This window comes from Cupriavidus sp. MPR-AND1C, from assembly GCF_058809705.1.
The window spans coordinates 103,220-125,008 of sequence record NZ_JBXASU010000002.1 but is presented as its reverse complement, the minus strand read 5'-3'; the positions used below and the strand labels follow the sequence as shown (position 1 = coordinate 125,008).

The 21,789-nt window shown below is 65.7% G+C and carries 20 protein-coding genes; 6 read left to right on the top strand and 14 right to left on the bottom strand.

Features of this window, described 5'->3' with window-relative positions; all coding sequences use genetic code 11:
- The first annotated feature begins 1 nt into the window (after position 1).
- Entirely contained in the window at positions 2–1,246 is a 1,245-nt protein-coding gene (locus tag AC1RWI_RS01870) for a CaiB/BaiF CoA transferase family protein (protein ID WP_043353910.1), read from the top strand.
- Positions 1,247–1,284: 38 nt separating this feature from the next.
- On the top strand, positions 1,285–2,250 hold the full coding sequence (locus AC1RWI_RS01865) for a tripartite tricarboxylate transporter substrate binding protein (protein WP_492864212.1): 966 nt from the start codon (positions 1,285–1,287) through the stop codon (positions 2,248–2,250).
- A 94-nt stretch (positions 2,251–2,344) separates the two neighbouring features.
- On the opposite strand, the gene AC1RWI_RS01860 is transcribed toward AC1RWI_RS01865, so the two are convergent.
- The gene (locus AC1RWI_RS01860) at positions 2,345–2,992 is read right to left on the bottom strand and encodes a TetR/AcrR family transcriptional regulator (RefSeq protein WP_492864210.1); all 648 of its coding nucleotides are present in this window, start codon (positions 2,990–2,992) and stop codon (positions 2,345–2,347) included.
- A gap of 245 nt (positions 2,993–3,237) precedes the next feature.
- Here AC1RWI_RS01860 and AC1RWI_RS01855 point away from each other — a divergent pair, with 245 nt between their 5' ends.
- Positions 3,238–4,140: a LysR family transcriptional regulator gene (locus tag AC1RWI_RS01855; RefSeq protein ID WP_492864208.1), complete on the top strand. Its 903-nt coding sequence runs from the start codon at positions 3,238–3,240 to the stop codon at positions 4,138–4,140.
- Between the two features lie 25 nt (positions 4,141–4,165).
- Here AC1RWI_RS01855 and AC1RWI_RS01850 read toward each other — a convergent pair whose 3' ends face one another.
- The 5 genes from AC1RWI_RS01850 to AC1RWI_RS01830 form a co-directional block, all read right to left on the bottom strand.
- Positions 4,166–5,698: a class I adenylate-forming enzyme family protein gene (locus tag AC1RWI_RS01850; RefSeq protein WP_492864206.1), complete on the bottom strand. Its 1,533-nt coding sequence runs from the start codon at positions 5,696–5,698 to the stop codon at positions 4,166–4,168.
- A gap of 160 nt (positions 5,699–5,858) precedes the next feature.
- Positions 5,859–7,016: an acyl-CoA dehydrogenase family protein gene (locus AC1RWI_RS01845; protein ID WP_043353917.1), complete on the bottom strand. Its 1,158-nt coding sequence runs from the start codon at positions 7,014–7,016 to the stop codon at positions 5,859–5,861.
- A gap of 98 nt (positions 7,017–7,114) precedes the next feature.
- On the bottom strand, positions 7,115–8,323 hold the full coding sequence (locus tag AC1RWI_RS01840; RefSeq protein WP_492864204.1) for an acetyl-CoA C-acetyltransferase: 1,209 nt from the start codon (positions 8,321–8,323) through the stop codon (positions 7,115–7,117).
- A 48-nt stretch (positions 8,324–8,371) separates the two neighbouring features.
- Positions 8,372–9,673, bottom strand: a complete 1,302-nt coding sequence (locus AC1RWI_RS01835) for an acetyl-CoA hydrolase/transferase family protein (RefSeq protein WP_082055096.1) — start codon at positions 9,671–9,673, stop codon at positions 8,372–8,374.
- A gap of 38 nt (positions 9,674–9,711) precedes the next feature.
- A complete protein-coding gene (locus AC1RWI_RS01830) occupies positions 9,712–10,605 on the bottom strand; it encodes a MaoC/PaaZ C-terminal domain-containing protein (protein ID WP_043353921.1) in 894 nt (297 codons plus the stop codon).
- Between AC1RWI_RS01830 and AC1RWI_RS01825 the strand changes: the two genes are divergently transcribed.
- From AC1RWI_RS01825 to AC1RWI_RS01815, 3 genes are all read left to right on the top strand, one after another.
- Positions 10,604–10,858, top strand: coding sequence for a hypothetical protein (locus AC1RWI_RS01825; RefSeq protein WP_492864201.1), 255 nt, complete (start codon positions 10,604–10,606; stop codon positions 10,856–10,858). The two genes, AC1RWI_RS01830 and AC1RWI_RS01825, sit on opposite strands and share 2 nt — an antisense overlap.
- Complete coding sequence (locus AC1RWI_RS01820; RefSeq protein ID WP_492864199.1) at positions 10,855–12,021, top strand: acyl-CoA dehydrogenase family protein; 1,167 nt, start codon at positions 10,855–10,857, stop codon at positions 12,019–12,021. Before AC1RWI_RS01825 ends, AC1RWI_RS01820 begins: the two co-directional genes overlap by 4 nt.
- Before the next feature lie 382 nt (positions 12,022–12,403).
- The gene (locus AC1RWI_RS01815; protein ID WP_492864197.1) at positions 12,404–13,192 is read left to right on the top strand and encodes an SDR family NAD(P)-dependent oxidoreductase; all 789 of its coding nucleotides are present in this window, start codon (positions 12,404–12,406) and stop codon (positions 13,190–13,192) included.
- Between the two features lie 69 nt (positions 13,193–13,261).
- Here the strand turns inward: AC1RWI_RS01815 and AC1RWI_RS01810 are convergent, their stop codons facing one another.
- The 8 genes from AC1RWI_RS01810 to AC1RWI_RS01775 all read right to left on the bottom strand — a co-directional run bounded on the left by AC1RWI_RS01810 (position 13,262) and on the right by AC1RWI_RS01775 (position 21,788).
- The gene (locus AC1RWI_RS01810) at positions 13,262–14,332 is read right to left on the bottom strand and encodes a zinc-dependent alcohol dehydrogenase family protein (RefSeq protein WP_492864195.1); all 1,071 of its coding nucleotides are present in this window, start codon (positions 14,330–14,332) and stop codon (positions 13,262–13,264) included.
- 53 nt (positions 14,333–14,385) lie between these two features.
- Positions 14,386–15,873 carry an aldehyde dehydrogenase family protein gene (locus AC1RWI_RS01805; protein WP_492864193.1) on the bottom strand — a complete coding sequence of 496 codons (1,488 nt, stop codon included), beginning with the start codon at positions 15,871–15,873 and terminating at the stop codon, positions 14,386–14,388.
- Positions 15,874–15,933: 60 nt separating this feature from the next.
- Positions 15,934–17,445, bottom strand: coding sequence for an aldehyde dehydrogenase family protein (locus AC1RWI_RS01800; protein WP_492864191.1), 1,512 nt, complete (start codon positions 17,443–17,445; stop codon positions 15,934–15,936).
- 96 nt (positions 17,446–17,541) lie between these two features.
- Positions 17,542–18,426, bottom strand: a complete 885-nt coding sequence (locus AC1RWI_RS01795) for an SMP-30/gluconolactonase/LRE family protein (RefSeq protein ID WP_043353931.1) — start codon at positions 18,424–18,426, stop codon at positions 17,542–17,544.
- Between the two features lie 22 nt (positions 18,427–18,448).
- Entirely contained in the window at positions 18,449–19,228 is a 780-nt protein-coding gene (locus tag AC1RWI_RS01790) for an ABC transporter ATP-binding protein (RefSeq protein ID WP_492864189.1), read from the bottom strand.
- Positions 19,229–19,999, bottom strand: a complete 771-nt coding sequence (locus AC1RWI_RS01785) for an ABC transporter ATP-binding protein (protein ID WP_043353933.1) — start codon at positions 19,997–19,999, stop codon at positions 19,229–19,231.
- Positions 19,996–20,898 (bottom strand): branched-chain amino acid ABC transporter permease, encoded by a 903-nt coding sequence (locus AC1RWI_RS01780; protein ID WP_052494951.1) that lies wholly within the window; start codon positions 20,896–20,898, stop codon positions 19,996–19,998. Before AC1RWI_RS01780 ends, AC1RWI_RS01785 begins: the two co-directional genes overlap by 4 nt.
- Positions 20,895–21,788 (bottom strand): branched-chain amino acid ABC transporter permease, encoded by an 894-nt coding sequence (locus tag AC1RWI_RS01775; RefSeq protein WP_492864187.1) that lies wholly within the window; start codon positions 21,786–21,788, stop codon positions 20,895–20,897. The genes AC1RWI_RS01780 and AC1RWI_RS01775 overlap by 4 nt, the downstream gene beginning before the upstream one ends.
- Position 21,789: the final 1 nt, after the last annotated feature.

Sequence of the window (21,789 nt, the reverse complement as noted above, 5' to 3'; positions counted from 1 at the left end):
AGTGCAAGCAAATCAATCGCGGCCACTCGAAGGCATCCGCGTACTGGACCTGACCGTGGCGCTTGCCGGGCCGTATGGCTCGCTGCTGCTTGGCGGAATGGGCGCGGAGGTGATCCGCGTGGAAGCGCCCGGTGGTGGGGACATCGCACGAACCAACCCGCCGTTCGTGGGCGGCCACGGCATCCACTTTGGCCAGCGTGAAGACGGCGAGGTATCTCTGACGGTCCTGAACCGGGCCCGCAACAAGAAGAGCATCACGCTGGACCTGAAATCGGAGCAGGGCCGCGAGCTATTTATGCGGCTGGCCGAGCAATGCGACGTGGTGCTCGAGAACTTCAGCGAGGGCACCACCGCCAAGCTCGGCGTGGACTACGAGCAGGTGAAGCAGCGAAATCCGCGTATTGTCTATGCGTCGGTCAAGGCGATGGGCGAGCCAAGTGCGTTCCCAGGGCTCAAGGGCATGGATATCATCGTCCAGGCGCTCAGCGGCCTGATGGAGGTCACTGGCTACGCCGATGGCCCGCCGACGCGCTGCGGCCTGCCAATCGCGGACCTGGTCGCGCCGATGTATGTCGTCAACGGCATCCTGGCCGCGCTGATCCATCGGGGCCGCACCGGCGAGGGCCAGCGTGTGCAGGTGTCGATGCTGGATTGCCTGGCATCGTGGGTGGCTGAAGAGCACTTCGACGTCATGGGACGGGAAGGCTATCCTTCGCGCACTGGCAACTACCATGACCGGCTCGCACCGTTCGGGGTCTACCCGACGCTGGACGGGCACGTGGCAATTGTCGCGTTCCAGCCGGACTGGATGCGCGGGCTGCTGGAATCGATCGGTCAGCCCGAGCTGCTCGAGGACCCCCGTTTCAGCGGCCGCGGGCCGCGCATGCGCAATGCCGCGGCACTCAATGAGGTAATCGCGGGCTGGACGAAGCAGCGCAGCTCGGCCGAGGTGGTGCGCGAACTGCTGGACAACCGCGGCGTGCCCTGCGCGCCGGTGCGCAAGCCCAACGAGGTGCTGCACGACCAGCGTCTGCATGACAGCGGCGCGCTGATGAACCTGGCCCACCCCGAGTTCGGCCCGGTGGACGCGGTGGGCATGGGCCTGCCGATCCGGTTCTCGGCGACGCCTTCGCAGTTCGACCAGCCTGCTATGGAGTTGGGCGGTGCCAACGAGGAGATCTACGGCAGGCTGCTCAAGCTCAGCCCCAAAGAGATCCAGGCATTGCGCGAAACGGGGATTGTCTAACCATGGCCCCGCCGGCTGATACAACAGGAGATAACGCAATGATTTCACGCCGTACCTGCCTGCAGTTGCTACCCGCGCTGGCAACGCTTCCGCTGTCTGTACTTGCGCAGGCCTACCCGTCGCGCCCGGTCCGCTTTATCGTGCCTCTGAGCCCGGGCTCCGGTACAGACGTCGTTGCGCGCTACATGAGCGCGGAGTTGACGAAGACGATGGGCGGGGCGTTCGTCGTCGAGAACCGCATGGGCGCCAGCGGGATCATCGGCACAGATCTGGTAGCAAAGGCGCCCGCCGACGGCTATACGATCCTGTTCAACTACGCGGCGCACTACTCGAACCAGTTCGTGGAGAGGACGCCGTATGACGCGGTCGGCGACTTCGAGCCAATCGCCCGCCTGGCGACCTCGGCGATGGTGCTGGTCACCGCGGCGAACTCACCGTTGCACACAGTGCGGGATCTCATTACCGCCGCGAAACGCAAGCCAGACGAGCTGTCGTATGGCTCACCCGGCAATGGCACCACGCCGCAGATGGCTGCGGCGCTGATGAGCAATATGGCCGGGATCCGGATGAACCACGTTGCATACAAGGCGCCGGCGCAGGTCGCAATCGATGTGGCGGGCGGACAGCTGGATGCCGGCTTCGGCGGCGTGGCCACGTCGTTGCCGCTGGTAAAGGCGGGGCGCTTGCGGGTGCTGGCCGTGACCAGCAAGCAGCGGTCGGGCTATTTTCCCGACGCGCCCACCCTGGACGAGGCCGGCCTGAAGGGCTATGAACTGGTCACCCCGATCTGGGCGTTTGCCCGCCGCGGCACGCCGCAGGCAATCGTCACTCAGTTGTCCGACGCCATGACTAGAGCCGCCGCGGCGCCGGCCTTCAAGGCGTTCTGCATCAGCCAGGGGCTGGAGGTCGACATCCAAGACGCTGCCAGAGCCCGCGCCAATGCGCCAGCCGAACTTGAGCGCTGGAAGCATCTGGTGGCGCTGTCTCAGGCGAAGGCAGGATAACCATGCCGGCATGCTGGGGGCATTCCCCCCCTCCCCCGCATGCCGAAGAGGGGGAACCCTGTCCGCGATCGGGAGGTGCTGCTGCTGTATTGGCTCACGAAGCCACAGCCTGCTCCCGCCGTGCCGGCTTGCGCACCTGCTTAGGCCGGACGCCTTCAAATAGGATCGCGCAGAGCTCGTCGATCACCTTTTCGGGCGAACCCTTCTTCGGGTTGAACCAGGTCTGCACGGAAGTCATCGTGCTCAGGACGAACACGCGGCACAGGGCGATGTCGACGTCTTCGCGCAGGTGCCCTTCGGTGCGCAGGTCTTCCAGCATGCCGCTCCAGAATGTCTGATGCTGGGCGCGTCGCTTGAGATGGCGCTCGCGCACCTTGTCCGGCAACTCGGCCAGTTGGCGCCCATGCGCCAGGGTGTAGTCGCCGTACTTGATCATTGCGCTGAAGAGGCCGAGCAGGCCGGCGCGGAAGCGCAGCTCGGAGTCGGCGCCTGGCGGGAGCGCCGCGATGCGCGCCTGCGTGTGCGCAAAGATGCTTTGGGCGCCGTGTTCCATCACCGCGTCGAGCAGTTCTTCCTTCGAGGAGAAGTGGTAGTAGATGCTGGCCGCTTCGATGCCGGCCTGGTCGGCAATCCCGCGCATGGTCGTGGCGGCATAGCCTTGCGTGCCAAAGGCGCGCGCCGCCAGGCGCATCAGGTTCTCGCGGGTGTCCACAGTGGTGGCGTTTGCCTGGCGTTTTGTCATGACTTATGAGGGCCTGAGCCGGGTTCCTGACAGGGTTGTGGAGATACTCCCCATGGAAGTTACTGCATCGGGCGCACAAAATCTACCTAACGTTTGTGGGGTTACGCCCGCGCGGGCGGACTGGAAAACGGTCAGGCCTGTAAGCGGGCGGCAATTCACGCCCGGCGGGTCGGGAATTGGCACTGCTCTGGCGTACTGCGCGCTGCCCTGGGAGATAATCCGGTACAAAGTTTGGGAAGGATGTGATGCGCTTTGATCTGGTCGATCTGAAACTGTTCACGCATATCGCGGAGGCCCAGAGCCTGACCGGCGGTGCGCAACGCTCGCATCTGTCCCTGGCCGCGGCCAGCACCCGCATCAAGAACCTGGAGGAACACGTCGGCGTCAAGCTGCTGAGCCGCAGCAGCCAGGGCGTGAAGGTGACCGGTGCGGGGGAGACGTTGCTCGCCCACGCGCGCCGCGTACTCCGCCAGCTGGAGCAGCTGAGCGGCGATCTCCAGGAGTATGCGGCGGGCGTGAAAGGCCATGTGCGCGTCTTCGCCAACACCACGGCGATGAGCGAGTTCCTGCCAGCCGTGCTGCGCACCTATCTTGTCAACCATCAGGACGTGACCATCGACATGCACGAACGGCTGAGCCCGGACATCGTGCGCGCGGTGCAGGACGGGATCGTGGACATCGGCATCGTCGCCGGCAACGTGCGTACCGAAGGGCTCGAAGTCATGCCATACCGGAACGACCGCCTGGTACTAGCCGCTGCGCTGAGCCATCCGCTGGCCGAGCGCAGCAGCGTGGATTTCGTCGATACGCTGGATTACGACTTCATCGGCTTGCCGGAAGCGAGTGCGATCCACAATTTCCTCAAGCGGGCGGCGGCGGATTTGCAGCGCGCGTTGCGCTGGCGCGTCCAGGTCAGCAACTTCGAGACAGCCTGCCGGATGATCGAGGCGAATCTCGGTGTTGGCGTGCTGCCGGAAACCACCGCCCGCCGCCATGCAAGTACGATGGCGCTGCGGATCGTCCAGCTCAACGATGAATGGGCTGAGCGCAAGCTGCAGATATGCGTTGCGGATCTCGGCGCATTGCCGCTGTTTGCGCGCAAGCTGGTGGACCTTCTGGTCGAGGATGGCCTCGGTCGCCAGGACTGAAGGCGCCCACGAAACCCTGATTCTGCTACTTCTGCGCGGCGACCATCTGCCGGAGCTGGTGCTTGAGCAGCTTGCCGCTGGCCGTCGTCGGAATCGCGGTCACGCGCAGGATCTTTCCGGGGCGCTTGTATGGCGACAGGCGATTGATCAGGTAGGCGTGCAGAGCCCCCGCATCGAACCTCTCTCCATCCTTGATTTCAACAAAGGCGACCACTTCCTCGTTGCCGTCCGCGGCGGGCTGCCCGACCACGGCAGACCGGCGTACGGACGGATGCGTGTTGATGACCGATTCGACTTCATTCGGGTAGACGTTGAAGCCGGAGCGGATGATCAGCTCCCCGGTGCGGCCGACGATGAACAACGCGCCGTCGGGACCCAGCCGGCCGATATCGCCGGTGTTGAGCCAGCCGCCGGGGAGCAAGGCGTCCGCGGTCAGGTCCGGTGCATGGTAGTAGCCGCGCATGACACCGGGACCTCTTACCCATAGCTCGCCCGGTTCACCCTCCGGCACCGGCTTGCCGTTCGGCCCGACCACCTGCAGCTCCGCGCCTTCGACGATCTCGCCCGCCGAGCAATCGGTGCGCGGCCGGTCCATGCGTGTCACGAACAGCGAACCCGCATACTCGGTCATCCCGTAGCCATGGTGCAGCGGTTGGCCGAACATCGTCTCGACCTCTTGCTTGAGCGTCGGATCGAGCGGCCCGCCGCCCGTGTAGAGATAGCGCAGCCGCGGCGAGGGCAGCAACGGCAAGTCGCTCGCACGCACGTGGGCGACGATACGGCTGAACATCATCGGTACGCCCTGTAGCAGCGTGATTGCACCCTGTCGGATTGCCGCGGTGACATCCGCCGCATTGAAGCGCGCGCACAGGTACAGGCTGGCGCCGGCATGTAACGTCGATAGCAGCAGCGTCCCCAGCCCGAAGACATGCGACATGGGCATGACCGCGTAGGCGCAGTCGTCGGCCTGCATGCGGCGGGAATCGACCGTGACGCGCGAAAAGTGCAGCAGGCCCCGGTGCGTGACCATCGCGCCCTTGGGCTGCCCCGTCGTGCCGGAGGTATAGATCAGCGCGGCGACATCGCGCGCGAGTGCTTCAGGCTCGCGCTCGCTGGTTTCGTCGACGGCGCTCGCCATCAGCGGGCCCAGACCGGCCGGGGCAATCTCCCGGGCCCGATAGCGCACGCCGTGCCGCAACGCATCCGGCGACGCAGCGTGGGTGAACAACATCAGGCGTGGCCGGCAGTGCGCCCGGATCACCTCGATTTCCCGTTCTGTCATGCGGGCATTGACGACGACTGGCCACGCCCCCAGTTCCGACAAGGCGAACACTAGTGTGATCACGGCCAGGCAGTTCTCGGCCGCGATCAGCACCCGGTCGCCGGTGCCGACGCCCTGCGCCTGCAGATAGCGCTGCGCATCCTCGATACCCGCCCACAGCTGCGAGAAAGTGGTGGTGCGGCCATCCTCGAAGACCGCCACATGCCCGGGTGCCTGGATGGCCCAGTGGCGCGGGATTTCGCTGATCCGTTGTGCAGGTTCTCGGTCCGGTGGCATCTGGCGGAAATCCTTGTGCGGGTGGAAAGCCGTTCCGCAGGGCGTAGCGCAAGCAGAACGACGCCAGTGGATGTGCGCCGGAAGTGGGGTGCAATCCCGGCGGTACACCACGCCTGACACGCGAGGCGTCCCGTTGCTCCGGGCCGGCTACGGGCGACCTTCAGGCGTCGCGCGCCTCGCGGATCATGTTGCGGGCAATGATGATCTGCTGGATCTGCGTGGTCCCCTCGTAAAGGCGGAACAGGCGCACGTCGCGGTAGAAACGCTCGATGCCGTATTCGGAGATGTAGCCGGAACCGCCGAGAATCTGTACTGCGCGATCCGCCACGCGGCCCACCATCTCCGTGGCGAACATCTTGCAGCACGAGGCTTCGGTGGAAACGTTCCGGCCCTCGTCGCGACGGCGAGCGGCGTCGATCACCATGCATTCGGCCGCATAGAGTTCGGCCTGGCTGTCGGCCAGCATGGCCTGGATCAGCTGGAACTCGCTGATGGGCTGGCCGAACTGCTTGCGCTCCAGCGCATAGTTCAGGGCGTCGCGCAGCACGCGCCTGGCCACGCCGACGCTGACGGCGGCGATGTGCAGGCGCCCCTTGTCCAGCACCTTCATCGCGGTCTTGAAGCCCTGGCCTTCCTTCAGGCCGATCAGGTTAGCTGCGGGCACGCGCACGTTCTCGAAGATGACGTCGCAGGTGTGCGCGCCTTTCTGGCCCATCTTCACGTCGCGCTTGCCGAAGCTGATGCCCGGCGTCTTGGCGTCGACGATGAATGCCGAAACCCCGGCCGATCCCTTGATGTCAGGATTGGTACGCGCCATCAGCGTAAACATGCCGGCTTGCGGCGCGTTGGTGATAAAGCGCTTGGTGCCGTTGACCACATAGTGGTCGCCATCCTTGATTGCGCTAGTGCGCAGCGAGCCGGCGTCCGAGCCGGCATCGGGTTCGGTCAGCGCAAACGAGGCCAGGATCTCGCCGGTGGCCAGGCGCGGCAGCCAGGCGGCCTGCTGTTCGGGAGTGCCATCCATGAGGATGCCCTGCGAGCCGATGCCCACGGTGGTGCCCAGCAGCGAGCGGAACGCCGGCGAGGTCTGGCACAACTCCATGACCACGCGCACTTCCTCTTCCATGGTCAGTTCCAGGCCGCCGAAGCGCTCGGGGATGGTCATGCCGAACAGGCCCATGTCGCGCATGTCCTGCACGATGTCCTGCGGGATCTCATCGGTTTCGGCTACCAGTGCCTCGGCGGGCACCAGGCGTTCGCGCACAAAGCGGCGTACGCTGTCAAGCAGGGCTTCGAGGGTGTCGTTATCACGGATCATTTCAGGTCTTCCTAGATGGCGGGACGGCAGGCGCAGACCGGCCGTCTTCGTCACTCTGTGAACAGGGCCGTGCCTTGGCCAGGCGTAATGGGGTCGCTTCAGTAGCGTTCAAAGACCGCGGCAATGCCCTGGCCGCCGCCGATGCACATGGTCTCCAGTCCATAGCGGCCGCCGCGGCGCTGCAGTTCGTGCAGCAGCGTGGCCAGGATGCGCACGCCCGTGGCGCCGATCGGGTGGCCCAGCGAGATGCCCGAGCCGTTCACATTGAGCTTTTGCTCGATCGCGTCCTGGTCGTTCCAGTCCCAGCCCTTGAGTACTGCCAGCACCTGGCAGGCAAAGGCTTCGTTCAGTTCCACGAGGTCCATCTGGTCGAGCTTCAGGTTCAGGCGCTTGAGCAGTTTCTTCACCGCGGGCACCGGGCCGATGCCCATATGGGACGGCTCGCAGCCTGCCGCAGCCCAGCCGACCAGCGACGCCATCGGGGTCAGGCCCAGTTCGGCCAGCTTGTCCTCGGCCACGATCAGGCAGGCGGCCGAGGCATCGTTCTGCTGGCTGGCGTTGCCGGCGGTGACGGTGCCGTTCGGCATCAGCGCGCGCAGCTTGCCCAGGCTTTCCATTGTGGTGCCGGGGCGCAAGCCTTCATCGCGCGCGAACGTCACCGGATCGCCCTTGCGCTGCGGCACCTGCACTGGAACGATTTCGGCATCGAAGCGGCCGGATTCCCATGCGGCCGCAGCGCGTTCGTGGCTGCGCACAGAGAAGGCATCGGCCTGCTCGCGGGTAATACCATAGTCGCGGGCCAGGTTCTCGGCGGTCTCGATCATCCCGGAAATCTTGCCGAAGCGCTCGACCGGCTGCGAGCGCTCGCGGCCGCGGTCGAGGCGGTCGTAGAACTTCACGTTGCCCGAGCGCGAGCCCCAGCGCATGTCGGTGGTGTAGTACTCGATATTGCTCATGCTCTCGACGCCGCCGGCGATCACCACGTCGGCGGCACCGCTCTGCACCATCATCGAGGCCGTGACGATGGCCTGGAGGCCGCCGCCGCAACGGCGGTCCAGCTGCATGCCCGGCACCTCTACCGGCAGGCCGGCCTGCAGCGCGGCCCAGCGGCCTACGCAAGGCACCTCGCTGCTGGCGTAGGACTGGGCAAAGACCACGTCGTCGATACGCGCGGGGTCGATGCCGCTGCGTTGCACGACGGCACGCACGGTGGTGGCGGCCAGTTCCTCGACGGACACGGGGCGCAGGCTGCCGCCGAAGGTCCCGACGGGGGTACGGAGGGGAGTGACAATAGCGGCTCGGCGCATGGAAGTCTCCTTGGAAATCTCTCTTGGGTAGATGAAGATGGCAGTCGGTCAGGCAGTGCCCGCAACGGCCACGAAAGCGGCGCCGCACTGGCACAGCAGGGCGTGGGCCTGGCGCTCCAGGTCCTCGCGGTGTTCGGGGGCGGCGATGTCCAGCATGCGGCGCACGCGCTGCGACAGCGTCTGCCCGCGCAAGTCGGCCACGCCGTGCTCGGTGACGATCAGGCCGGCATCGGAGCGGGGCGTGCTTACCGGGCCGGACAGCTGCGCCACGATGCGGCTTGCGTCCTTGGCGGTCGCCGGCAGGGCAACGATGGGCAGGCCGCCGCGGCTGCGCGCCGCGCCACGCAAGAAATCCACGGCACCGCCAACGGCGCCGACATAGACGCCGGCGGCGACTTCGGCGTTCACCTGGCCGGTCAGATCGACCTCGATGGCGGAGTTGATGGCGGTCAGCTTGTGGATGCTGGCGAGCACCTCGGGGTGATGGGTATAGCTGGTTTCGCGCAGTTGCAGCTGCGGATTCCGGTGCGCCCAGCGCCGCAGGCGCTCGCTGCCCATCAGGATGCCGCCGATGCCAACGCCCGTATCGATGTTCTTGCGCGCATTGGTCAGCACGCCGGCTTCGGCCAGCGCCGCAATGCCGTCGCCGACCGCGCCGCTGTGCAGGCCCAGGTCGCGACGGTCGTGCAGCGCCGCCACCACGGCCTCGGGCAGGTTGCCGATGCCCATCTGCAGGGTGGCGCCATCCTCGACCCAGCCGGCGATGTGGCCGGCGATCGCCAGTTCCGCCGGGCCGGGGGCGCTGCGCTCCAGGCTGATCGGCGCATGCGCGGCATCGACCAGCAGGTCGATCTCGTCCACGGTCAGATGGCGGCTGCCATAGGTCCACGGCACCTCCGGGTTCACCTCGGCGATGATCACGCGGGCCCGGTCCAGCGCGGCGGGAATGTACTCATGCACCAGCCCCATGCTGTAGCGGCCTTCCTTGTCGGGCGGCGACACCTGCACCAGTACCACGTCGGCACGCAGCGTACCCTGCCGTATCAGCCCGGGCAGGTGCGAATAGTGGCTGGGTACGATGTCGAGCACGCCGGCCCTGGCCAGAGCACGGTGCGGGCCGCTGGCGGCGTAGCCGAAGAAGTCGAGCACGTCGGCCTGAGCCGGCTGCAGCGTGTCGGACTGGCCGATGCCGACAAAGACGCTGAGCCGCCCGTGCCGGGCAAGCGCGTGGCGATGCTTGACCAGTGCGCGCGTCAGGGTCAGCGGCTCGGCGGTGGCCTGGCCCCACCAGATGTGGTCGCCGGGGCGCAGCAGCGCCTGCAGCCCGGCGGCGAGGGAATTCGGGTCCATGGCAGTGGGATTCATGTGCGGATTGGGCGGGTGCCGGCTCAGGCGATCTCGGCCCAGCCGTGGCTGAGCACGACCTTGTCGCGCTCGGCCACGCGGGCGCGCACCTGGTAGTGGTTGGGGTTCTCCGGCGTGCGCCAGATATCGGTGACTAGGGTCTCGCCGGGGAAGACCGGCGCGGTGAAGCGGATATCGAGCGCGCGCAGGCGGGTGGGGTCGCCCTGCGCGCACTGGCGCACCAGCGCATGCGCCGCCAGGCCGTAGCTGGCGAGGCCGTGCAGGATCGGGCGCTCGAAACCAGCGGCCCTGGCCACCGCCGGGTTGGCGTGCAGCGGGTTGAAGTCGCCCATCAGGCGATACAGAAGCGCGGCCTCGGGGCGGATCGCCTGCGTGTCGGAGAAGTCCGGCGCGCGGTCTTCCGGCGTCGGGCGCAGCGCCGGCAGCGGCTCGTCGCTGGGCTGGCCGCCGCCGAGCTGGCTGTAGCCACCGTCGCCGCGCAGGAAGCTGACCTGTTGGACCGTCGCCAGCAGTTCGCCCTCGGCCGTTTCCAGGCGGCGTTCTGTGACCATGATGGCGCCTTTGCCTTCGCCCTTGTCGGTCAGGTGCGTGATGCGGTTATGGCCGACGACGTCTGCGTTGGCCGGCAGCGGGCAGTGCAGGCGCATGCGCTGTTCGCCATGCAACAGCTTGACCCAGTCGATGCCGGTATCGGCCTCGCGCGCCCAGAAGCCGGGATAACCCAGCACCACCGCCTGCGACGGCAGCGTGCGCAACCCGCCGGGGGCGCCTTCGAACACAAAGGGCAGGGCTGCCTCGTCCAGCGGATCGCTGCCCAGTCCAAGGCTGAGTGCATACAGCATGGTGTCGCGCTCGGTGTAGGTCTGGCGGACGGGGGCGAACGGACGTTGCTTGAGATGGTGGTAGCTGACTGCCATGTCCTTGTTCCTATGTGATCGTCAGGAAATTGTGCAAAGCATGTCGTCAAAGCGGGTTTTGCGCTATTTGACAATGCCAATGGCGGCCTTCGGCGATTGCGAAAACGCGGGCTTAAGCGCGCTTGAAGGCGCGCTTTGGCAAAGGCTGATTGTCCGAATGGCGGATAGCCGCGACTATTGCCACATCACGCTGGGATGGCCCATGGTATTCCCGGCAAGACCAACGATGTTGACCGCCAAAGACTCCCCATGATCGAACAGACCCAATCCAACAACTTCCACGACATCCGCGATGCCGTACGCGCACTTTGCGGTGAATTTCCCGACGAGTACTTCCGCAAGGTGGACGAGCAGCGCGCCTATCCGGAGGCGTTCGTCAATGCGCTTACGGAAGCCGGCTGGCTGGCGGCCCTGATCCCGCAGGAGTACGGTGGCTCCGGCCTGGGCCTGACCGAGGCTTCGGTCATCATGGAGGAAATCAACCGCTGCGGCGGCAACTCCGGCGCCTGCCACGGCCAAATGTACAACATGGGAACGCTGCTGCGGCACGGTTCCCAGGCGCAGAAGGAAAAGTACCTGCCGAAGATCGCCTCGGGGCAATGGCGCCTGCAGTCGATGGGCGTGACCGAGCCCACCACGGGCACCGACACCACCAAGATCAAGACCTCCGCCGTCAAAAAGGACGGACGCTACGTGGTCAACGGCCAGAAGGTCTGGATCAGCCGCGTGCAGCACAGTGACTTCATGATCCTGCTGGCGCGCACCACGCCCCTGGCCGACGTGAAGAAGAAGAGCGAGGGGATGTCGATCTTCATGGTGGACCTGCACGAGGCGCAGAAGAAGGGCCTGACTGTGCGGCCCATCCCGAACATGGTCAATCACGAGACCAATGAGCTGTTCTTCGAGGATCTGGAGATTCCGGAGGAAAACCTGATCGGTGAAGAGGGCAAGGGCTTCAAGTACATCCTGGATGGCTTGAACGCCGAGCGCACGCTGATCGCGGCCGAGTGCATCGGCGACGGCTACTGGTTCATGGACCGGGTGACCAAGTACGTCAAGGAACGCGAGGTCTTCGGCCGCCCCATCGGCCAGAACCAGGGCGTGCAGTTCCCGATCGCCGAGTCGTTTATGGAGATCGAGGCCGCGAACCTCATGCGCTGGAAGGCCTGTGAACTGTTCGACAAGCACGAGCCCATGGGCACCCAGGCCAACATGGCCAAGTACCTGGCCGCCAAGGCCAGCTGGGAGGCCGGCAACGCCTGCCTGCAGTACCATGGCGGCTTCGGCTTCGCCTGCGAATACGACGTCGAGCGCAAGTTCCGCGAGACGCGCCTGTACCAGGTGGCGCCGATCTCGACCAACCTGATTTACTCCTTCGTCGCGGAGCACGTGCTGGGGCTGCCGCGGTCGTTCTGAGCGACCAGGTGGTGCGCGCCTGGCCCATGAGCCAGGCGCTGAAGGCATCCGCCGGCAATGCGGCTGCGGCCATCTGCAGGAACGGCTAGCCGCGAGGCTCGTCATTCATGGTTTCCCTTCCCGAAGCAACACCCCCCCACGTAGCCGTTCCGGGCGTCGAAGTGCAGCCCTCGGAACGGATACCGACCTTCCCGACGTTCATTGTCGACCTGTCACCGAAGCGACTCCAGGCCCGGCTTCTGGTGGCTCGCCACTGCCTTCTTCTTCCAAGGTACGGGACATTGGCTTTCAAGACGATTGCGAAGCAAGTCAATACCACAGAGTATTGGTCATATGGCGAACAAGACCTGAAGTGCTGTAGATCGAATCTATGGAGAATCCGATGGGTATCAACGGTATCAATGGTATCAATGGTATCAATGGTATCGAAGGAAAATCGATCATCGTCACTGGCGGCGCCAGTGGCATCGGCGAGGCCGCGGCGCGGCTGCTGGCCGCAAACGGGGCACTACTGACGATCGCGGACCGGGGTCCCAACGGAGTGGCTCTGGCAAAGGAACTGACTGATGAGGGCCTGCGGGCGCAGTTCGTCGAGACGGACATATCGTCCGAGGCGGATGTCATTGCCATGGTCGAGGCGGCGGTACGAAGCTATGGCCGACTGGATCGCGCATTCAACAATGCCGGTGTACCCAATGCCGGCAAGCTGCTGGCCGAGCTTACCGAGGAGGACTTCCGGCGTTGCCACGACGTCAACGTTATTGGTACGTTCCTTTGCATGAAGCATGAGATTCTGGCCATGCTCAAGACCGGCGGCGGCGCCATCGTCAACTGCTCGTCGATCCACGGCCTGATTTACACCGCCCGCGCGGCCGAATACACCGCGTCCAAGCATGCGATCACCGGCATGACCAAAGCCGCGGCCGCCGACTATGGCCTGCAAAACATCCGCGTCAACGCGATCGCGCCTTCCTCGACGCGCACGCCGATGTACCTGCACTACTTGAAGACCAAGCCCGATCACGAGGAAAGGGTCAACGGCCTGCACCTGCTCGGTCGCGCCAGCGAGCCGATTGAACAGGCTCAGGCTGCCATGTGGTTGCTGTCCGATGCCGCGTCGTTCGTCACTGGCGTGACCCTGCCGGTGGACGGTGGCTACACCGCCGTGTGAACGCGAAAACCCGTCCGGTATGCGCGCCATGTGACGGCACGCATACCGGATGGATGAGCGTAACCGCGCTCAGAAGAGGAATACGCCCTTGCCCCCGGCCTGGCCGTCGAAGCGACGATACGCCTCCTCGGCTTGTTCGAGCCGCCAGTGGTCAGTGAACAGCTTGTCCACTTCAACGCCACGACGGGCGATGAAGTGGGCGCATTCCTTCATGCCGACCTCCGAAAATGTGTAGGAGCCAATCACGGTCCGTTGCTTGCCGATCAGGTCCTTCATGGCGTCGACGTTGAGATTCCCGCCGATCGCCACCAAGGCGACCTTCCCCCATGTCCGGGTGCAGCGCACGGCCTGCTGCCTGGGCACTTCACTGCCCGCGCAGTCCATTGCGCAGCTCACTCCCTTGCCACCGGTGAGCCGGAGGATTTCCGCCACGGCATCCACCTGGCTCCCATCGATAGCATGGGCGACCCCGAACTCCTTAGCCTGCTTGACGCGATCCGGCGAGATATCCACCCCAATGACCTCGACGCCCATCGCGGCCGCGAGTTGGGCGGCAGACAGGCCGACGGGTCCCAGCCCGAACACCGCCAGGGTGTCGCGCGCGCTGATATCCAGCCGTTGCAGCGCACCGTAAGCGGTGCCCGTGCCGCAGGAAATGGCCGCGCCGCCCGCGAAGGACACCTCTTCTGGCAGGTGGACCAGGGACGAGACCGGCACCTTCATGTAGTCGGCATGGCCGCCGTGGGCGATCACGCCGTGCACAGTGGCACCGTGATCGCACAGCTGGGTCCACCCAGTGCGGCAGGAGTCGCAGAAACTGCAGCCTTCGTAGTGGAACACCATGACGCGATCGCCAACCTTGAACGCTTTCGGGTTCACGCCCGGGCCAACTGCAGCGACCACGCCACACGGCTCATGGCCGCCGATGATCGGTGCATTCTCGTCGATGCCGCGCGACGCCAGGTCCTTGAACCCCAGGGACCGGATCACCTCGGCGGGATCGTGCCGGTAGAAATGCAGGTCGCTGCCGCACATGCCAGACGCCTTCATTTCGATCACTACCTCGCCCAGGCCCGGGGTCGGGTCGGGGAAGTTCATGATTTCGAGCTTGCGATCACCTTTGAATACAACACCACGCATAGATTTCTCCGTTTAGACGGTATTCAGACAGACGGGCGCCCCGGTCCGGGGCCTCAGTCGAGATTCATGTAGACGGCCTTCTGGTAGAGGTAGCTGTCCACCTGTTCGGTGGCGCCCTTCCAGCCATAGCCACTCAGCTTGTAGCCGCCGAAACCGACCTGTGGATCCAGCACGCCATAGCAGTTGACCCAGATGGTTCCTGCCTGGATGCCCTGCGCAAACCTGTGCGCAGTGGACAGGTTCTGCGTCCAGACACCCCCGGCCAGACCAAAGCTGGTGTCGTTGGCGATGCGCAGTGCCTGCTCCGGTGTGTCGAAGGGCATGACCGAAGCGACCGGGCCGAAGATCTCCTCGCGCGCAATGGTCATGTCGTTGTGCACGCCCGTAAACACGGTCGGCTCGACGAAATAGCCCGCGGCCAGCTCACCGCCCAGGCGCCGGCCTCCACAGGCGAGCTCTGCGCCTTCCTGGCCGCCCACGTCGACGTAGTGCATCACGCGATCGAGCTGGCGCTGCGAGACGATCGGTCCCAGCTGCACTTGCGGATCGAGGCCGTTGCCGATCTTGAGCGAGGTACTGAAGGCCTTCAGCCGTTCGATGAATTCGTCGTAGATCCGGCGCTGCACCAGCACGCGCGTACCGGCGGCGCAGATCTGGCCGGTGTTGGTGAACACGCCCATGGCCACGCCCGGCACCGCCTTGTCCAGGTTGGCGTCATCGAACACGATATCGGGCGACTTGCCGCCGAGTTCCACCGACACCCGCTTGAAGTTGCCGGCCGACGCCTGGACGATCCTGCGCCCGGTCTCGGGTGAGCCGGTGAAGGCGATGCGGTCCACGCCAGGGTGTTCGGCCAGGGCGCTGCCCGCTTCGCCGCCGTAGCCTGTCACCACGTTGATTACCCCCGCTGGTACGCCTGCTTCCTGCAGCAGTTCGGCCATGCGCAGCGCGCTCAGCGAAGCATCCTCGGCCGGCTTGAGCACCGCGGTACAGCCGGTGGCCAGGGTCGCGCCGAGAATCCACCATTGGCTCAACAGCGGGCCGTTCCAGGGAATAATGCCGGCGACCACGCCCACCGGCGCCTTGATCTTGAGCGTCGCGAACTTGCCGGGCAGCGCGTTGAGCGGAGTCTGCACACCACCGGCGGCCGTCTGCGACGCGTAGAACAGGATCAGCTGCAGCAGGAATGACTTGAGGCCGCGCGTGCGCACCAGCGGCGCGCCCATGTCCAGCGTCTCGATCAATGCCAGTTCATCGAAGTGCTTCTCCACCACGTCGTGGATGCGGATCAGCAGGCGCTGGCGATCGCTGTGCGTCCACTGGTTCCAGGGGCCCTCGAAGGCCTGGCGCGCCGCGGTGACGGCCCGGTCGATGTCGGCCTGGTCCGCCTGCGCCAGGCGCGCAATGACTTCGCCAGTGGCTGGATTGACCGTGTCAAAGGCCTTGCCGGATGCGGCTGGCACCCATGCGCCGCCAATAAAGAGGCGTTTGGTGCCGCCGACGAACGCCGGCGTCTGCACGCCGTATGTCGTGCTGCTCATGCAATGTCTCCTGAAATATTCTTGTGAAGGGCAGGGGGCTTGCCCCCGCGCCCGTGCCGCTTACATCCTCAGCATCACAGCCTTGACCTGGGTATAGGCGTCGATGGATTCCTGGCCGAATTCGCGCCCCCATCCGGATTGCTTGTAGCCGCCGAAAGGCATGGCGGGATCGGCCTCGCCATAGGTGTTGATCCATACGCGCCCGGCCTTGAGCGCGCGCGCCACCTTGTGCGCCCGCGCAACATCGCGCGTCCATACGGCCGCGGAGAGGCCGTATGTGGTGTCGTTGCCCTTGAAGACGGCGTCGTCTTCGTCCCGGAACGGGATGATGGAGAGGACGGGCCCGAAGATTTCCTCCTGCGCGATGCGCATGCCGTTGGTCACGCCATCGAACACGGCCGGCGCGACGAAGTAGCCGCCGCCGCTCCACTGAGAGCCGCCCAGTTGCAGCGAGGCGCCGCCCGCCTGGCCGGCCTCGATATAGGACAGCACCCGGTCGCGCTGTTTGGCCGAGATCAGCGGGCCGAGCTTGGTGTCCGGCGCCAGCGGATCGCCTACCGTGTAGGTGGCGGCCAGGCGGGTGACGCGTTCCGAAACTTCGTCATGCACGCTTTCATGGACGAACAACCGGGTACCCGCCGAACACACCTGGCCGGAATTGCCGCAAAAGGTCTTGACCGCGGCCTGGACGGCCTTGTCGAGATCCGCGTCGGCGAAGACGACGTTCGGCGATTTGCCGCCGAGTTCCAGCGTCACCTTCTTCAGGTTCGAGGTGGAGGCCTGCACAATCTGCTTGCCGATCGCCGTGGAGCCAGTGAACGCGATTTTGTCGACATCCGGGTGGAGCGCCAGCGCTGCGCCGGCGGTGGCGCCGAAGCCGGGCAGCATGTTGATGACACCCGGCGGCAGGTCCGTCTCCTGGATCAGCTCTGCCAGCCGCAAGGACGTGAGGCAGGCCAGTTCGGCGGGCTTGAGGATCAGCGTGTTGCCGCAGCACAGCGCGTTTGCCAGCTTGATCGACGCCATCAGGATCGGCACGTTCCACGGGATGATCTGTCCGCACACGCCGAGGGGCTCGCGCAGCGTATAGACGAATCCGGAAGCATCCGACGGAATCGTGGAGCCCAGGATCTTCGTACACCAGCCGGCGTAATAGCGGAAGATGTCGGCCGCCGTGGTGGCAACGGCGGTACTGAACCACAGTGGCATGCCGTTATCGAGGGTCTCGATCGCGGCAAGCTCGTCGGCGTGCCGATCGATCTGATCGGCGATACGCAGCAACGCACGGGTGCGCGCGTGCGGCGACATGCCGACCCAGGATGAGTTGTCGAAGGCGTGGCGCGCCGCGGCCACCGCCGCATCGATATCGGCACTGTCGGCTTCCGCCACATGGCAAAGCAGTTCTTCCGTGGACGGGTTGATGACCTCGAAGGTCTTGCCGGATGCCGCCTCTACCCACCGCCCGCCAATGAGCAGGCGCTTGGGTCCCGAGCCGATCCACGCCAGTGCCCTGGCCAGTCCCGTGTCGGCCTTGTTGGCCGCGGCGGTTGCCGTTGCTGTTTCATTTCCCATATTGCACTCCTTGTCTTCGGGGCGATCGTACGATCGCTACATTCGGGTTGGCAGATGTACCCGGCATCCCTGCGGGATCCGGCCGATGCAACGCCATCAGGCGACGGGCACGTCCACCCGGGTTGACAACACCTGGCTCAGCGGATGGTTCCTGCGGATCTCCGGATTGAACTCAGCCGGCGTGGCGCACAGGAACAGCGTGTGCCCGTCCTCGCCGCCCAAGGCACAGGCATAGCAGTTGAGGTCGCCCGTCGAAACCTCGTCGACGATCTCACCGCCCGGAAGCACACGGATCGCGCGCGTCCTGATAAAGTCGGCAACCCAGATCGCACCCTCGGCGTCCGCCTGCGCGATGCCATCGGGCGCCACCACGATCTCGGCCATCGCCTGGATCGGATCAGGGTTCTCGGGCACCGCGCCAAAGCGCGCCCAGTCCCGGCGCCCGGACAGGGTCCCGTCAGGCCGGATATCGAAAGCCGACATGCGGTTGCCAAACGACTCGGCGACGACGAGCGTGCGGCCGCCGTCCATCACGACCGAGCCGTTCGGGAAATGCAGCGGTTCGCTCACCGCGGTTACCGAGCCGTCCGGATCCACGCGTACCAGCCGCGCGGGCCGGCGCGGGGCGAGGTTCATGACGTCGAACCCCAGGTTTCCGACCCAGGCGCGGCCGTTGCGGTCCACCACCATGTCATTCGGTTCGAACTCAAGGTGCGCAGACAGGTCTGCGTGCGTGACGACCGTGCCGTCATGCTCGCGGCGCAGCAGCTTGCGATCGTGCATCGACACCGCCAGCAACCGTCCATCCGGCAACCAGCCAGTCCCGGACGGGCAACCGGGCACCTCCAGTTCGGTGCGCAGGTCCGACCCGTCCTCTTTCACGGAGTACACGCGGTAGGTGTACAGGTCACTGAACCAGAAGCGCCCTTGGTGCCAGCGGGCACCTTCGGTATGCGTCAGGCCTTTCAGCAGGACAGTCATCTTTCTCATGATTCGTTTCGCTTCAGGTTGCGGCCGCCTGGCCGAAGTAGTGGTCCGCGATCACGGGGTCGTTGGCCAGGTCGGCCGCCATGCCCTGCCGGACGATGCGCCCCTGTTCCAGCACTGCGGCCCGGTGGGCAGTCTCCAGCGCCAGGCGGGCGTTCTGTTCCACCAGCAGGATCGTCATGCCCTGCGCATTGAGCCGCTTCACCGCGCGGAACACGTCGGCGACGATCACGGGCGCCAGGCCCAGGCTCGGCTCGTCGAGCAGCAGCACATGCGGATGTCCCATCAGCGCGCGGCCGATGGCGAGCATTTGCTGCTGCCCGCCGGACATGGTGCCGGAGGCCTGGTTGCGGCGTTCGGCAAGGATCGGGAACAGCTCGAAGACCCGTTGCAGGTCGGCCTCGAAGTCGCCGCCACGCACTCCGGCCGCCTCGCAGCCCAGCAGCAGGTTGTCCATCACGGACAGCGGTGCGATGACGCGGCGTCCCTCGGGCACCTGGATCACGCCCAGGCGCGAGCGCCGGTGCGCGGGCAGGGCATCGAGCGGGCTGCCGTCGAAGCGGATCGAGCCGGAGCCGGGCACGATGCCGCAGATCGCATTGACCAAGCTGGATTTGCCAGCCCCGTTGGGGCCGATCAGCGTGAAGATCTCGCCGCGCCGTACCGTGAGCGAGACGCCGCGCAACGCGGTGATGCCGCGATAGTGCACTTCAAGGTTCGTGATCGACAGGGCGTCGGCGCCGGCCTGGCCAGGAACGGCCTCCGGCGCGGCAATGGGAGGTGGATGGCTCGTCATTCAGGTCCCCAGATAGGCTTGCATCACGACTGGGTCTTGCAGGACCGCCTCGGGCTGACCCTCGGCGATCTCGCGCCCGGACGCGAGCACGTACAGGTAGGAGCAGACCTGCGTCATGAAGCGCATGTTGTGCTCGATCAGCAGCACCGCCACGCCTTCGGCCGCCACCTCCTGGAAGATGCGGCCGAGGCTGGCCGCCTCGACGTCGTTCATGCCGGCCACGGGCTCGTCCAGCAGCAACAGGCGCGGCTTCATCGCCAGCGCGCGCATCATCTCGATACGTCGCTGGTGCCCGTAGGAGAGGTTGCCGGCCCGGTGCTGCGCAAGTTTGGCCATGCCGAAGCGTTCGAGCAGGGCTATGGCCTCGGCGCGGTGCGCGGCCGTCTCCGCGCGCGCCGCGCGCAGGCCCAGCAGGTTGGCCCAGAAGCCGGTGGTCTGGTGCCGGTGGAATCCGGCCAGCACGTTGTCGAGCACCGTCGCCTGCGGCACCAGGCGGATGTTCTGGAAGGTCCGCGCCACACCGGCGCGTGCCAGCTGGGACGCCTCCATGGTGGAGACATCCCGGCCATCCAGCAGCACCCGGCCGGAGGAAAGGTGCAGCAGGCCCATCACCAGGTTCACCACCGTCGATTTGCCGGCGCCGTTGGGCCCGATCAGGCCCGTGATGGTGCCGGGCGCGGCGGACAGGCTCAGTCCGCTCAGCGCCGGGACACCGCCGAAGCTGCGTGCGACCTCATCGAGCCTGAGCATGGGGTTGATCGTCGGGTTCATGCGCCTGCTCCTCCCGTTTGTTGGGAAGCTGTCCGCGCACCCTGCGCCGCCACGCGCTTTACGCGGCGGTCATGCGCGAGTCCGGCCAGCGTATCGGCGATGCCGTGCGGCAGGTAGATGATGATCAGCATCAGCAGCGCGCCCTGGGCCACATCGCGGAATTCCTCGAAGACTCGGAACAGCTCGGGCAGCAGCGTCAGCACGGTGGCGCCGACCAGTGGCCCCCACAGGGAGGTCTGGCCGCCGAGCACCGCCATGGCGAGCGCTTGCACCAGCATGTGGAAGCCGAAATCTTCCGGATTGACGGCGTAGGCATTGCAGGCCGACAGTGCACCGGCCAGGCCCGCCAGCAGGCCGGAGAGCGTCATGGCCAGGCGCTGGTGGTAAGCCACCGAGATGCCGAGCGACACCGCGACCGTCTCGTCCTGCCGGATCACGTCCATCGCCCGCCCCAGGCTGAAGCGGCTCAGCGTGTGCACCAGCGCCATGGCCATGGCCACGATCAGGATCAGCCAGCCTGTGGTCGCTGCCTTGGGAATGCCGGTGATGCCCAGCGCGCCGCGCGTCACGTCGTCCCAGTTCATGGCCACCGTGACGATCACCTGCACCAGCGCCAGCGTCGCCACCGCCTGGAATACGCCGCGCAGGCGCGACAACGGGAACGCCATCATCAGGCTGATGCCGCCGGCCAGGGCAACGCCGCTCGCCATCGCCAACGGGGGCCACCAGCCCAGGCGAGTGACGAGGATGGCGGTGGTGTACGCCCCGATGGCGGCAAACGCGGCCGACCCGATCGAGAACGTGCCGGCACGCAGTGCGATCGCCTGGCTCATGGCCAGCAGCGAATAGATCAGGATGTGGTCGAGGACCGACTGGTAGGAAAGGAGATAGTCAATCATACGCGCTGCACCCGCACGACCGCGCTGGCCTGGCCGAACAGGCCGGTCGGGCGGATCAGGATGATGAGAAACAGCACCACGAAGGCGATACCGTCGGCGGCGGCCGACGAGATATAGGCATAGGCCAGCGACTGGACCACACCGATCAGGATCCCGCCTGCCAGGGCGCCGGGAATGCTCCCGAGGCCGCCGACGATGATGACGACGAAGGCCCGCATCAGGAAGGACTCGCCCATCATGAAGTGGACCGAGTTGAAGGCCACGCCGATCAGCACGCCTGCAAGGCCCGCCAGGGCGCCGGAGATAAAGAACACCTGTGCGTTGACCCACTCGGCATTGATGCCCAATAGCCGCGCGGTAGCTTCCGAATAGGCGACGCAGCGAATCCTGCGTCCCATGCCGGTGCCGTACAGCGCGTAGACCAGGCCAGCGACGATCACCATGCCGGCGCCGACGATGATGATCTGCAGCAGCTGGATCTGCAGTCCCAGGAACTCATACACGACGATGGGGAACGTCCCTTCGGGAAACTGCATCACCGACGTGTTGGACACCTTCTGCGCGAGCGCCAGCATTACCAGGCTAGCGCCGATCGAGGCCAGGATGTAGGAGAAGTCGGGCGCATGTCGGCGACGCAGGGGGCGGAATGCCACCAGGTCAAGCGCGATGGACAGTACACCGCCGGCCAGCATGCCAACCAGCATCGATACAAAAAAGGGTGCCTTGAACAGGGTGGCGGCGTAGAGGCCGGCGAAGCTGCCCCACATGAACAGGGAGCCGTAGGCCATATTCATGATGTGGTTCACCCCGAACAGCAAGGTGAACCCGAGCGCGAACACGGCGTACGTGCTGCCCATGACCAGGCCGTTGAGAAGTTGTTGGATCAGCACG

Excerpts from the sequence above, each read along its gene's own strand:
- AC1RWI_RS01800 (WP_492864191.1), bottom strand. The coding sequence starts at position 17,445 with ATGGGAAATGAAACAGCAACGGCAACCGCCGCGGCCAACAAGGCCGAC.
- AC1RWI_RS01865 (WP_492864212.1), top strand. The coding sequence starts at position 1,285 with ATGATTTCACGCCGTACCTGCCTGCAGTTGCTACCCGCGCTGGCAACG.
- AC1RWI_RS01780 (WP_052494951.1), bottom strand. The coding sequence starts at position 20,898 with ATGATTGACTATCTCCTTTCCTACCAGTCGGTCCTCGACCACATCCTG.
- AC1RWI_RS01825 (WP_492864201.1), top strand. The coding sequence starts at position 10,604 with ATGTCCTTGTTCCTATGTGATCGTCAGGAAATTGTGCAAAGCATGTCG.
- AC1RWI_RS01860 (WP_492864210.1), bottom strand. The coding sequence starts at position 2,992 with ATGACAAAACGCCAGGCAAACGCCACCACTGTGGACACCCGCGAGAAC.
- AC1RWI_RS01795 (WP_043353931.1), bottom strand. The coding sequence starts at position 18,426 with ATGACTGTCCTGCTGAAAGGCCTGACGCATACCGAAGGTGCCCGCTGG.
- AC1RWI_RS01830 (WP_043353921.1), bottom strand. The coding sequence starts at position 10,605 with ATGGCAGTCAGCTACCACCATCTCAAGCAACGTCCGTTCGCCCCCGTC.
- AC1RWI_RS01810 (WP_492864195.1), bottom strand. The coding sequence starts at position 14,332 with ATGCGTGGTGTTGTATTCAAAGGTGATCGCAAGCTCGAAATCATGAAC.
- AC1RWI_RS01815 (WP_492864197.1), top strand. The coding sequence starts at position 12,404 with ATGGGTATCAACGGTATCAATGGTATCAATGGTATCAATGGTATCGAA.
- AC1RWI_RS01785 (WP_043353933.1), bottom strand. The coding sequence starts at position 19,999 with ATGAACCCGACGATCAACCCCATGCTCAGGCTCGATGAGGTCGCACGC.
- AC1RWI_RS01790 (WP_492864189.1), bottom strand. The coding sequence starts at position 19,228 with ATGACGAGCCATCCACCTCCCATTGCCGCGCCGGAGGCCGTTCCTGGC.
- AC1RWI_RS01835 (WP_082055096.1), bottom strand. The coding sequence starts at position 9,673 with ATGGACCCGAATTCCCTCGCCGCCGGGCTGCAGGCGCTGCTGCGCCCC.
- AC1RWI_RS01840 (WP_492864204.1), bottom strand. The coding sequence starts at position 8,323 with ATGCGCCGAGCCGCTATTGTCACTCCCCTCCGTACCCCCGTCGGGACC.
- AC1RWI_RS01850 (WP_492864206.1), bottom strand. The coding sequence starts at position 5,698 with ATGCCACCGGACCGAGAACCTGCACAACGGATCAGCGAAATCCCGCGC.
- AC1RWI_RS01855 (WP_492864208.1), top strand. The coding sequence starts at position 3,238 with ATGCGCTTTGATCTGGTCGATCTGAAACTGTTCACGCATATCGCGGAG.
- AC1RWI_RS01845 (WP_043353917.1), bottom strand. The coding sequence starts at position 7,016 with ATGATCCGTGATAACGACACCCTCGAAGCCCTGCTTGACAGCGTACGC.
- AC1RWI_RS01805 (WP_492864193.1), bottom strand. The coding sequence starts at position 15,873 with ATGAGCAGCACGACATACGGCGTGCAGACGCCGGCGTTCGTCGGCGGC.
- AC1RWI_RS01820 (WP_492864199.1), top strand. The coding sequence starts at position 10,855 with ATGATCGAACAGACCCAATCCAACAACTTCCACGACATCCGCGATGCC.